At 44.8% G+C, this 11,303-nt stretch carries 12 protein-coding genes; 5 read left to right on the forward strand and 7 right to left on the reverse strand.

Annotation, left to right across the window (positions count from 1 at the left end):
• Positions 1–158: 158 nt before the first annotated feature.
• From ACXAGQ_RS14330 to ACXAGQ_RS14345, 4 genes are all read right to left on the reverse strand, one after another.
• Positions 159–671, reverse strand: coding sequence for a hypothetical protein (locus ACXAGQ_RS14330; protein ID WP_475254611.1), 513 nt, complete (start codon positions 669–671; stop codon positions 159–161).
• Positions 672–908: 237 nt separating this feature from the next.
• Positions 909–1,004 carry a MetS family NSS transporter small subunit gene (locus ACXAGQ_RS14335; protein ID WP_475254612.1) on the reverse strand — a complete coding sequence of 32 codons (96 nt, stop codon included), beginning with the start codon at positions 1,002–1,004 and terminating at the stop codon, positions 909–911.
• A complete protein-coding gene (locus ACXAGQ_RS14340; RefSeq protein ID WP_475254613.1) occupies positions 1,001–2,488 on the reverse strand; it encodes a sodium-dependent transporter in 1,488 nt (495 codons plus the stop codon). The genes ACXAGQ_RS14335 and ACXAGQ_RS14340 overlap by 4 nt, the downstream gene beginning before the upstream one ends.
• Positions 2,489–2,902: 414 nt before the next feature.
• On the reverse strand, positions 2,903–3,496 hold the full coding sequence (locus ACXAGQ_RS14345) for a hypothetical protein (RefSeq protein ID WP_475254614.1): 594 nt from the start codon (positions 3,494–3,496) through the stop codon (positions 2,903–2,905).
• Between the two features lie 141 nt (positions 3,497–3,637).
• Between ACXAGQ_RS14345 and cydH the strand changes: the two genes are divergently transcribed.
• Both cydH and ACXAGQ_RS14355 read left to right on the forward strand, forming a co-directional pair.
• Entirely contained in the window at positions 3,638–3,727 is a 90-nt protein-coding gene (gene cydH, locus ACXAGQ_RS14350; RefSeq protein ID WP_475254615.1) for a cytochrome bd-I oxidase subunit CydH, read from the forward strand.
• 101 nt (positions 3,728–3,828) lie between these two features.
• Positions 3,829–5,040 (forward strand): patatin-like phospholipase family protein, encoded by a 1,212-nt coding sequence (locus tag ACXAGQ_RS14355; protein WP_475254616.1) that lies wholly within the window; start codon positions 3,829–3,831, stop codon positions 5,038–5,040.
• 73 nt (positions 5,041–5,113) lie between these two features.
• Here the strand turns inward: ACXAGQ_RS14355 and ACXAGQ_RS14360 are convergent, their stop codons facing one another.
• A complete protein-coding gene (locus ACXAGQ_RS14360) occupies positions 5,114–6,019 on the reverse strand; it encodes a manganese-dependent inorganic pyrophosphatase (RefSeq protein ID WP_475254617.1) in 906 nt (301 codons plus the stop codon).
• A gap of 176 nt (positions 6,020–6,195) precedes the next feature.
• A complete protein-coding gene (locus ACXAGQ_RS14365; RefSeq protein ID WP_475254618.1) occupies positions 6,196–7,725 on the reverse strand; it encodes an EAL domain-containing protein in 1,530 nt (509 codons plus the stop codon).
• A 208-nt stretch (positions 7,726–7,933) separates the two neighbouring features.
• On the opposite strand from ACXAGQ_RS14365, the gene ACXAGQ_RS14370 reads away from it, so the two are divergent.
• The 3 genes from ACXAGQ_RS14370 (at position 7,934) to emrD (ending at position 10,789) form a co-directional block, all read left to right on the forward strand.
• A complete protein-coding gene (locus tag ACXAGQ_RS14370; protein ID WP_475254620.1) occupies positions 7,934–8,281 on the forward strand; it encodes a hypothetical protein in 348 nt (115 codons plus the stop codon).
• Between the two features lie 309 nt (positions 8,282–8,590).
• Positions 8,591–9,190 (forward strand): GTP cyclohydrolase II, encoded by a 600-nt coding sequence (locus ACXAGQ_RS14375; protein WP_187462193.1) that lies wholly within the window; start codon positions 8,591–8,593, stop codon positions 9,188–9,190.
• 417 nt (positions 9,191–9,607) lie between these two features.
• Positions 9,608–10,789: a multidrug efflux MFS transporter EmrD gene (gene emrD, locus ACXAGQ_RS14380; protein WP_475254767.1), complete on the forward strand. Its 1,182-nt coding sequence runs from the start codon at positions 9,608–9,610 to the stop codon at positions 10,787–10,789.
• A 72-nt stretch (positions 10,790–10,861) separates the two neighbouring features.
• On the opposite strand, the gene ACXAGQ_RS14385 is transcribed toward emrD, so the two are convergent.
• Positions 10,862–11,188: an HI1450 family dsDNA-mimic protein gene (locus tag ACXAGQ_RS14385; RefSeq protein WP_107298386.1), complete on the reverse strand. Its 327-nt coding sequence runs from the start codon at positions 11,186–11,188 to the stop codon at positions 10,862–10,864.
• Between the last annotated feature and the right edge of the window lie 115 nt (positions 11,189–11,303).

Raw genomic sequence — 11,303 nt, forward strand, 5'->3', positions numbered from 1 at the left:
GGGATCCTTCCTAATCAAAGGGATTCATGGTGAAAAAGGTGGATTGACAGTAGCAAAAAACCGTTAATCTTGTATGAATCAACCGATGTATGCAATTGAAAGAAATAAGAAACTGGCTCAATTTATATAAAATTTTTATTGAGCCAGCGACCAGGTGATTACTTACATTCCATTTCAGCAATCGCCGTCATTTTTTGGTTATAGGCATTGAGTGGCTCTTCAATGTTACCCGGGTGGGTTAGCAGCTCGGCGAAAGCACTGCGTAGTGCATAGTTCTGCGGATGAGGCTTAGTTTGGCGATCATCGAAGGCCAGTTTTGCCGCTTTGCCTAATTTTGAGTCTTGCTCAGAGAGCGCTTTAACATCTTGTTGAGTGAGGCTTAGCCAAGACTCAACAGGTTGGGATAGGGCGAGCCTTTCTTTGTCGTTGGTTAGATACCAATCGAAGGCATCTCGGTTTAACTCGAAATGGTGTTTACGCCCTTCTAGGAACCAATCGCCCACTTCTTTGAGATCGGGTTCTTTTTCTACGGCTAGCTCGACGAGGTTTTCATACCAGTTGAGCGAAGCGTCGATATATTGATGGTACTTTTCACTTTCGCAACTGGATGTAGACGCCAAAGCGAAGGATGGGACGAGTGCCGTTGAGAGTACTAATGCTGCTAACTTCATTTCAAATCCTTGATTCTTATTTCTACTGGGCTCAACAGATAAATCTGGCCTGATGGCTTGTAAGGCTTTCTTGCCGTTATTTTTAAGCTGCCATCTCATAACTTCCGATTGTAGCTATCTGATTGCCATAAAGAAAAGAATTCTTTATAAGAATGCATCATCGTTAACATAATTACTTTTGGCTGGGTACAAAGACCAAGGAGGCGAAACGCCCCCTTGGTCTTAGTCAGTGTTTTTCTATTGCTTGTTCATCGCAACGGAGATGCAGTATGCCGCGCCGCCCCATGTAATGCCCAAGCCGAACAACATCATAATAATTGCACCTGTGGTCATAGTTTGGCCTCTTGCTGAAGTTGTGGTTTAGATGAAAGGTTGATGATAACGGCAACAACAAACATAGCTGCAACCAAGCCCCAGCCCAACATCAGTAGGTCTGATGTAGCATAACCGCCGTAGCCATCATTGAAGGTATTCACTAGGTTTGTGCCTAGGATCACCGCCAGCATTGCAGGGCTTAGGAAGCGGATACAAATCTCAAACCATTTACCGATGCTGAATTCCGAAATGCTGTTTACGTAGTTACGGATGTCAGACACTTTCAACAACCATGCGATAACGACAAGTTCAACCAAACAGCTCGCAAGCAGTGCAACGTTGTTAATGAAGTAGTCAACCAAGTCTAGGAGCAGCAGGCCGCCATTGGTGGCAAAGGCCATCGATACGACAAAGCCGGTTCCACATACCAAAGAGGCAGCAAGCTTACGCGAGATCTTCAACTTATCGATGATGGCTGACGTAACCGCTTCGATGATTGAAATGTGCGAGCTAAGGCCTGCTACAACCAGGGCCAAGAAAAATAGTGGGCCAAGGATAAACGGAGCCGGTAGCAGGTTGATTGCTGCCGGTATAGTCACGAATGCCAAACCAACACCAGCAGAAACAACTTCTGTGATCGGTTTGGCCTGTTCTTGCGCCATGTAACCCAACACACCGAAGATCAATACACCAGCCGTGATAGAGAAACCACAGTTGATCAGTACCGTCATAAAGGCGTTGTTGTTGATATCCGATTTCTCAGGCAAGTAGCTTGAGTAAGCAATCATGATGGCAAAGCCGACACTCAGGGTGAAGAAGATCTGGCCGTATGCTGCTGACCATACTTTGGCATCCATGATCTTGCTGAAATCTGGCTGGAACAGGTAGTTCAAACCGTCAAGAGCACCAGGAAGGAAGACCACGCGACCAATCAGTGCAAGCACCATGATAAATAGAAGTGGCATCATGATTTTACTGGCGCGCTCAATGCCGCCTTTTACGCCGGTAAACACGGCAGCAAATGTAATGGCCCACGCAATAGCCATCGGAATGGCAATATGGCTCTGTAGGCTACCTAGCTGGCTAGGTGTGTTGTCACCCAGCTTCAAGTATTCGCCGAAGAAGAAGCCGTTGGTGTCTGAGCCCCAGCTTTGGGTGAACGAATAACTCAAGTACGAGATAGCCCAGCCGATAATCGCGACGTAGTAAACAGCAATGATGGCTGCAATAAATACTTGGAACCAGCCAAGCCACTCAAATTTTGTACCTAGTTTTGAAAAGGCTCTCGGTGCGGCACCACGTAGTTTATGACCAAGACTGAACTCCATGATCATAAATGGGATACCGGCGGTGAGCATGGCGAAAAGGTAAGGGATAAAAAAGGCGCCACCACCATTTTCATAAGCCATATATGGGAAGCGCCAGATGTTCCCAAGGCCGATTGCAGAGCCTACTGCAGCAAGGATAAATCCTGCTCGTGAGCCCCATTGTTCACGTTTCATATACATCTCCTTATGTACTGCAAATCACTATAGAAATAGGATTAGTCAGAGAATTATTCCAATTAATATCAATACTTAGCGTGAGAATTGAAAGGTAAGACCACGCTGATGGAATGAGATTAACTAGAGTTATTATGTAAAGCAATAGAGCCTATTGTTGCGAAGGGGTTGCTTTATAGTTGTTAGTTTTTGGAATTTGTTCTTTAGCTAGTCAAGAAAACTGTGATCTTTCTTCAGATGGTTAAAACAACTACTGTGGGCAAAAAAGGCAGGTTGGAAATATTATTTTACAAAACCCGAAGGTTAAGGTGGTGAAAAGGGCTATGGGTAGTGGAAATGCACACTAGAAATTATTTTACCCAAGCACCTTGAGGTAACTTGGGTAGAGTACCAGTTTGCAGAAAGTTAACGGGATCAGAATGAGTAGGTGAAACCTAAGTTGGTTTGGAATTGGGTTAACCATTCAGAGTTCACTTTAATGTTACATGTTTGGTTGCCTTCCGGTAAGTTACAAACAGTAGTGGTATCACTTTCCATCAAGTTAACTAGCCAGCGCCCTTCAAACAAAACGGAAAAGTTTGGACTGATTTTGTACTCTAAGCCACCTAAGAAACTGCCTGAGAAAACAAGGTCTTGATCGCTCCAATCGGCATCGACAATCGTGGTACCGACACTCGCGCCAGCAAAGGTGTTAAAGTGCTGGAAAGTCTCAAAACGCAATGAGCTTTGGAAGTGAACATAGGTAAAAGAGCCTGAGCCAGAGAACGTTTCATAGTCTGTAGGCTGGTGGCTAACAAATAACCCTACGCGACCTTTATCTAGGTCTGTCTCAATACTGATAGCGTAATGAGGATCGTTTTCAGGCTCTATTTTTGTCCCATTGTCGTCAGTGATTGAATTAGAAAAAGTATATCCAACATAGGGAGTCACGTAGATAGCATTGGCAGCCACTGCATTCGATGCTGCTACTAACCCTGTGCAAAATATCAATAAGTGTCCTGCTTTCATACCATTATCCAATAGCGCAAACATAATATTTAGTGTGACAGCTTTCGTATATTATTGCTTTTTCATTAGCCAGAATCTTGAACTCTCCCTAAAATAGAGTTAACAACTTGTTAAGCACCTTGATGGAGTAGGGGTATTATTATGGATTCTGATTTGAAGTTCGCTGTCTTAACTGCAATCATCACCATGACTGTAATTATGGGTTTTGGCCTAGTTTCAGTTACTATGTAAGTTATTAATACAGCAGTAAAATTGTAGACAAGATTAAGGTTTTATCAAACTAAGGACGGTATACTGCCTGAAATGGATTCTGTAGTCTGAGAGACAGGGGTATGACAAATCATTTACCGTTTAGCTTAAAAGCTTTCGATTTACCTTTAATTAACAATTTCTCGCGCCAGCTGTTGAGTGCGAAAAAGAAAAAAATAGCGCTGGTTGTACAGGGAGGCGGGCAACGCGGTATTTTCACAGCTGGCGTGTTTGATGCTTTTTTGGAAAGCGGTTTTGATCCCTTCGAGCTATACATCGGCACTTCCGCCGGCGCCTTAAACCTTTCTTCATTTATCAGCCGTCAACCCCGGTTCGGCTATAACTTCATTGTCAACTACACCACGGACAATGAATTTTTCAATCTGTATAAATACCTGAGCCAACAGAAATCTATGAACCTCGATTGGGCACTGGAAGAAGTCTGTCCACGTGGTTCTACCCCGTTGGATATTGTCACCGCCCGTGAAGTACTGAGACGCAGGACAGCATTAGCTTGCGCAACCCGTAAAGATACCTTGCAAGATATTTATATGCCGATGTACGAGGAAAACTGGTGCGAGGTATTGAGGGCATCCTGTGCCATTCCTGTTATCTACAATCAGCCTGTCAATATTAATGACTTAGAATGGGTTGATGGCGGGGTAAGTGCAGCTGTGCCAGTCCGGCAGGCACAATTGCGTGGTGCTGACTTGGTTATTGTCGTTAGAACCGAGCCTGTTGCTCTGCCACAAGATGGAGCCAGCCGTTTTGATGACTGGCGGGGTAAGGTGGAGACAGTGTTACCTGAATATATCGAAAGGCTTAGCCTCAATCAGTCGTTGGATCGAGTGAAGGCGCTGCATGGTGAACTCACCACCAAGTTCGAAAGCTGGAAGCTGAACTGGCGTGATAAAGAGGAGCCATTGCATTGCGAGGAAGCTGAGGCCACCGGAGGCACCGACCCAGCCAGCAAGAGCAGAGGTTGGAGCTTGCTCTCTGCAGATAATATAGAGCGGTTTCTGTCACTGACTGGTACCAATAAGCGGTTAGAAGTGATTGATATGCTCAACCGTTATTACACCACCTACCAAGATGCCCATGAATTTATGATCTCCCCGCCAGAAGGGTTGCAAATCATTCAGATAGCACCGGAGAAAAGCTTGAGAAGCCGTGCGTTACTGAGCAGTAAGGATGATTTGGAAATAGACTACCGGGAAGGGAAGTTGATAGGGCGGGAGTTTGTTTCTCATTTTGCCGACATTCTGAATGAGACTTCGGCGCTTAAGCATCGATAGCCTAAGTATTTCTTTACGTTACAGGCAAAAAAAAGGAACGCAACTGCGTTCCTTTTTTATGACTAACGGGCAATTAAGCCAGTACAGTCTGAAGCCACGGCCAGCCTTGTTTCTTGCGGCTTAGCGTGTTTTCCATCATTAGCATGCCATCTTTAGCGTGCGTATCCAGTACTTCGTTCCACTCACCTTTGTAAAGTAGGCGAGTTGTGCTGGTAGTGATGTCTGTCAGCATTAGCGCTGCCATAGCTAGGCCTTCTTCGTCACAACGACGCTGAAGGTCAGCTTCAAGGTCAGCGATCATGTCTTCAACTTGCTCTAGAGTAGCAAGCTCGATCTGGCCAACAACAACGTTACGCTCTTTGAACGGGTAAGCTTTCAGGTCTTTCTCTACTAGCTCAGCAGCAGATAGGCCTTTGATGTCAGTCTTAGCGATCAATAGATCTTTGATGAACTGGTCTAGATCTTCAACGCCAGCAAGCGGTGCTAGCTCAGCAACTGCATCTTTGTCTTTCTGAGTACAAGTTGGAGAAGCAAAACCAACAGTGTCGCTCAGGATTGCAGACATCATAAGTGTCGCTAGTTCACGAGTGATCTCTGTGTTTTCCATCTTGAATAGGTTGAACATGATGGTACAAGTACAACCAACAGGCCAGATCCATGCTTCAAGTGGGTTAACTGTCATCACGTCGCCTAGGCGGTGGTGGTCAACAATACCTACGATTTCAGCTTCTGCGATGTCGTCTGGTGCTTGCGCCAAGTCAGTGTAGTCAACCAACCAAACTTTCTCGCCAGCTACGCCAGTACACATCTCAGGCTGATCTACGCCTGCGGTTTCTAGGATGTGCTGAGTTTCGCGGTTAATTTCACCTTGACGAACAGCCTTAGCTTCAAGGCCACGAGCTTTAAGAAGAGCCGCACCAACAAGTGCTGAACAGATGCTATCGCTATCAGGGTTTTTGTGACCAACTACTTGAATCATGTCATTTCCTTTACTGCGTCAATCACTGCTTCTAAGCAGCAAGACTAATTAATGTATCCTGAGCCTGCAATATGACAGGTGTTTTAGGAATGTAACCGCGCAATTTTAGAGTTTCTGTCAAAAATAACAATTGAAGTTGCGCAAAAAATGTTTGGTTGATTAATATCGCAGCTAAATTAGCCGTCAGATATCTTCAGATCTTGTTGTAAATACTGCCGAAATTCATTGAATGGCATTGGCCGGGCAAAATGGAAGCCTTGCATCAAGTGGATGTCTCTTTGGTGCAAATAGTCTACCTGAGCCTGGGTTTCAACCCCTTCAGCAATAACTTTTAACCCAGCATGCTTGGCAAAAAGGATGATGGAATCAAGAATATTGGATTTCAGATCATTCGTGCCTATGGTATCGACAAACATTTTGTCGATTTTTAGCGTATCAATCGGCAGGTTTTGCAGGTAGCTAAAGCCACCGTAGCCCGTACCCGCATCGTCAAGCTTTATCGAGATACCAAAATCTGTCAGGTGCTGGATTATGCGCCTGGCTTTGGTGAGATCACTGAACGGGATCCGTTCTGTGACTTCGAACGCGAGTCGGTTGGCTGGCACATTTCTTTGTTTGAGCAAGTTGGTGGTTGTGGTGAGGAACTCATCGTCTTCCAATTGCTGTGGTGTGACATTAATGCTGACATAGAAATCACTGTCTGCAATCAGCTCGTCTTCGAACTGGTCGATAACCTGCTCAAGCATATAGTTGGTAAGCAACTTGATTTGGCCATTATGCTCAGCGATTGGAATAAACTGATTCGGTGAGATGAGCTCGCCATCAGATCGCTGCCAGCGGATCAATACTTCACAGCAGGTCATTGTGCCTGTTTTGCTATCGATAATCGGTTGATAGTATGGGATAAATTCTTTCTTCATCAGCCCATAAGTGATCATCTCTTTCAACGTGCGTTCTGGAGTGCGATACAGGCCGATTGCTAAACATACTGAGAGCAACATAAAGAAAAGTAAAAGCTGGGTGATGAAAAGGTCATTTTCGGTCACATAGGTTACACCTTTTTCAGTGGCGTAAACGTTGAAGGCATAGTTGGGGCCGAACCCTTTGCTTGCAATATGAATATACTCTTTGCCCTGGTGCTTAGGGTAGACCTGGATTTCTTTTTCGCCTCGGCTCAAGGTCATCGCCGTGCAGTTTAGGCATACCTCACTCTGGGTAAAGACATTCTGAACAGGCTCGGTGATAAGAATTAAATTTGCATCTGCTAAGCGGTAATCAACTTTTAGTCGATGGTTATGATAAGGAGTGACGTTATAGCTAAAATCATCATTTTCATGATCGATAAAAGCCTTGTCATCATCGAAGTCTTTAATTAATGGTACGTTCTTGCCATAGACAGAGCAATTTGAATGCATAGTTTGCAATTCAAGCAGCTGAATGCCAGTAGATTCCTCAATGGTATCACGGAGTAAGGAAATGTCCTGCTGCGTGCAGTTGAACTGCAATGTACTAATGAGTTCATAGAGCTCTCGGCCAAGATTAATATATCTTTCCTGATAGAAGATATGGATGTTTTCAAGCCGCTTTTCCACTTCGTTTTTGAACAAGAAATGGCTGATTGATTGTGATGAACTGACAATAGCTAACGCGCCCAGTACGAAAACTAGGATAGGGGATCGCCAGCGCAGCCAAAGGGTTGTGTCCATCTAAATAGTCATGAGTTGGTCAAAAAGGCCGCTATTGAAACATAACTCAGTTAGATATTACAGGGTGAATGTATAGGCTTGGTGAAAAAAATTGCCCCTTGGTATTAACCCGCGTTGTAGCTTGTCGTCAACTGCTTGATAAGCGGATATAACTTTATATCTGACAGTTTAAGGTGTATATATAATACTTCTTTGTGGGAGGTGTATTATGATACTTCGGATATTCCCTATTGTTGTGAGTTTTTGGCTACTTGCAGCGCATTTCTTGCGCTTTGGTGCCATGTTGCCTTGCTTGATTTTACTCGTTTATCCTTTATTACTGCTTATTCGTCATCGTTGGATTCCCTATGTGATGTCGCTAAGCCTGGGCTTTGTCGCGCTCAAATGGCTGATGGTGACATACGAGATGATTACCGTGAGACTGATGATGGGCGATGACTGGTTGCGGATGTCTATGATTATGGCTGGGGTGGTGTGCTTTACCTTAATGTCGATTAGTCTTTTCCAAAGCCGGAAACTAAAAGCGCTCTATGGCTTTAGTTCATCTAATCCTTAGGAAATTTATGGTTTTACCCTTATGCTTGTTATGTTATAACATAACTCATCAGGTGAGGCCAATATTGCTCTGATAACCAGCAACCTGTGCCTTTACGCTGTTTTAGTGCGATAATTTTAGATATCATTATGGGCTATCAACCCGAGTCAAAGAGTAATGCCTTAGCGATAGCTTTACTATCGAGTATTCCACCGCTGGGTGTTGTGTAAAGAATAATCAGTCAAACAGTAAGCCTGTAGCCTTAACCGTTAGGCTTGTATCGAGTTGATTGCTGCTACTGGTTTGACTGTAGAAGTACTTAGGAACAACATGGTTAAAGTAAGGGCCCGTGTGCCTTTTAAAGTCGGTCAAAGAAGTGATATTCCTGCTGAACTACTTTCATTTAACGGGTTAGAGTCAGGCAAAGAACACGTTGCTGTGATTTTCCAAAATGCCGATCAGCGCTCTATACCGCCACTTGTGCGTATGCATTCTGAATGCCTAACGGGCGATGTTTTCCATTCTTCACGTTGCGATTGTGGCGAACAGCTGGATGAAACCATCGAAAAGATGGGTGAGCAGGGCGGTGTACTGCTGTATCTCCGCCAAGAAGGTCGTGGAATTGGCCTATATAACAAGATTGATGCCTATGAGCTTCAAAGCCAAGGCATGAATACCTATGAAGCGAATAATCATCTAGGTTTTGGAGATGATCTTCGTGATTTCTCTGAAGCGGCATACATGCTAACGGCGTTAGGCTTGAAAGAAATTCGCTTGATCACCAATAATCCGAAAAAGATCCGAGAGCTCGAAGCGTTGGGTATTGTGATCACAGAGGTGGTGGGCACCAAGGCACACCTTAAAGATGGTAATGAAAATTACCTAAAAACCAAAGCGGCTCACGGCAAGCACCGTTTCCACTTTGATTAATCAAAGTATCAACGATTTCTAAACCCTGCTTTTGCAGGGTTTTTTTTGCTTAAAATTTGCCAAATTATGCAAGTGCTGCAGTTATGGTGTTCTGTCATTGTTTGGAATAAAGCAGAAAGACTAGCGAAACCATATAACTTGGCATTAGTTTTTCTAATGCAATTGATAATAAACTATCGTGCTACACCGGATGCTAACTGCTTGCTAAGATTAGTGTTCAGCTATAATATTCCGATCATCAAATCAGGGGTTGAATCTAATAATTGTCAACTACCCGAGCATATACTCCGCGTCACCTCCAAAAAATAGCATTAAATTTTATTTGTTAATGAAATTCATCAAAGCTGGCGTAGTTTCTCAAAATATTATTCTGTAACGGGGATATTGGCTGTGAAACAGCAATCAACTTCTTCAAGCATGGCAAGATTGTTATTTCTAATAATCATTCTTGCAGCTGTGGGTCAAATGACCCAAACAATGTATGTGCCTTCTATTCCGGCGATGGCGGATTTTTTCTCAGTTAAATCGGCATACCTACAAGCGGTGATGGCTGCGTACCTGATCCCTTATGGCTTATCGCAGTTTATCTACGGCCCTTTGTCCGACAGAATCGGGCGTAGGCCAGTGATTATTGTAGGGATGGTGATTTTCCTTGTAGGCTCGATGGCAGCATTGTTTTCACCGAGCTTTGAGTGGTTCCTTGTCGCCACCTTTGTACAGGGGATGGGAACAGGCTGTAGTGGTGCAATGTGCCGTACAGTCACCCGGGATTGTTTTGACGGTGAGCAACTTCACCGAGCCAATAGCCTGGTGAGCATGGGGGTTATTTTTTCACCTTTGCTTGCTCCAGTGCTGGGCGGCTACCTATCTTCAACGTTCGAGTGGCAGGCGAGTTACTGGTTCTTGTTGATCTTCGGTACCTTAGTGACGATTGCAATGATGTTTAAGTTCACAGAGACATTACCGAAAGAAAACCGCCGTAATGAGCGTGTTTGGGTAAGCTACCGCTATGTACTTGGTAACCGACGCTTCCAGGGCTATGTGCTGTGCTTGATTGCGACTTTCGCGGGTATTGCTGTGTTCGAAGCGGCAGCCGGTGTGTTGCTAGGCAGCGTGCTTAAGCTGGATCCAAAAACGGTGAGTTTGTTGTTTATCTTGCCATTGCCTGGTTATTTGGCGGGGTCTTGGTTGTCGGCGGTACTGGCCAAGCAGATTGGCAATGCGCGCGTGATGTACTTGGGAATGCTAGCAATTATTGCAGGTGCGCTGGCTATCTTTATTCCGGGTATGGCGGGCTTGGTGACTGTGAGCTCGTTGATTGGCGGTGCATTTGTCTATTTCATTGGTGCTGGCGTGCTATTTCCTGCTGCAACCACCGCTGCGATTCAGCCTTTTCCAAATCATGCGGGTACGGCTGGGGCCGTACTGGGTGGGTTACAGAACCTTGGAGCGGGCCTGGCGACGCTGGCAGCATCTATGATGCGAGCTGAAGACCAATATACTCTAGGTGCGGTAATGACTGTTATGGCTATTCTGGTTGTGCTTAGCTTACTGTGGGTTCGCCATAGTAGCCGCCATGATACCCCGGTTCTGGCGTAATCTGTCATTAAAGAAAAAGGCGGAACCCATTGATGGGCTCCGCCTTTTTTGATCTTCAACTTTGCTTCTGACTTAGTCACGCTTCCACAAGATGTGGCAGAACTTGTTGTCAGGATCACGGCTCACAAGAAGGCGAGCGAAGACATCGTCCAACTCGTCATTTTCTTCATTGACCAGACCAACACGCACTTCGGCATACACTTCTTTGTCAACGTCAAAGCCTACGTGCTCAGCCCAGTCATCTTTCGTTTCAACCAGTTCTGCAGCACCGCGCTCGTCGAATTGCATGGTGAACAGCAAGACGTCGGCAGGCTCAAGGTTATCAGCTGCCATCTCTAGGAAGATGTCGTAAGCGGCATCGATAACGTCGTCATAAGAAATTAGGTTAGGTGTGTCCATGAACTCTATCTGTCATTTGTAAATTGAAACTGAAGTATACCCAAGCAATATCAAGGTGCAAGTTTCAGCTTTTTAGTTAAGGCTCTCAATAAAAAAGGGAAGCTCGAGGCCTGTT

This window comes from Photobacterium sp. ABD4_091 (assembly GCF_056160145.1).

Bases quoted from the DNA above. Each gene is read 5' to 3' on its own strand.
- cydH (WP_475254615.1), top strand. From the start codon at position 3,638: ATGGATTCTGATTTGAAGTTCGCTGTCTTAACTGCAATCATCACCATG.
- ACXAGQ_RS14370 (WP_475254620.1), top strand. From the start codon at position 7,934: ATGATACTTCGGATATTCCCTATTGTTGTGAGTTTTTGGCTACTTGCA.
- ACXAGQ_RS14345 (WP_475254614.1), bottom strand. From the start codon at position 3,496: ATGAAAGCAGGACACTTATTGATATTTTGCACAGGGTTAGTAGCAGCA.
- ACXAGQ_RS14385 (WP_107298386.1), bottom strand. From the start codon at position 11,188: ATGGACACACCTAACCTAATTTCTTATGACGACGTTATCGATGCCGCT.
- ACXAGQ_RS14330 (WP_475254611.1), bottom strand. From the start codon at position 671: ATGAAGTTAGCAGCATTAGTACTCTCAACGGCACTCGTCCCATCCTTC.
- ACXAGQ_RS14355 (WP_475254616.1), top strand. From the start codon at position 3,829: ATGACAAATCATTTACCGTTTAGCTTAAAAGCTTTCGATTTACCTTTA.
- ACXAGQ_RS14340 (WP_475254613.1), bottom strand. From the start codon at position 2,488: ATGAAACGTGAACAATGGGGCTCACGAGCAGGATTTATCCTTGCTGCA.
- emrD (WP_475254767.1), top strand. From the start codon at position 9,608: ATGGCAAGATTGTTATTTCTAATAATCATTCTTGCAGCTGTGGGTCAA.
- ACXAGQ_RS14360 (WP_475254617.1), bottom strand. From the start codon at position 6,019: ATGATTCAAGTAGTTGGTCACAAAAACCCTGATAGCGATAGCATCTGT.
- ACXAGQ_RS14335 (WP_475254612.1), bottom strand. From the start codon at position 1,004: ATGACCACAGGTGCAATTATTATGATGTTGTTCGGCTTGGGCATTACA.
- ACXAGQ_RS14375 (WP_187462193.1), top strand. From the start codon at position 8,591: ATGGTTAAAGTAAGGGCCCGTGTGCCTTTTAAAGTCGGTCAAAGAAGT.
- ACXAGQ_RS14365 (WP_475254618.1), bottom strand. From the start codon at position 7,725: ATGGACACAACCCTTTGGCTGCGCTGGCGATCCCCTATCCTAGTTTTC.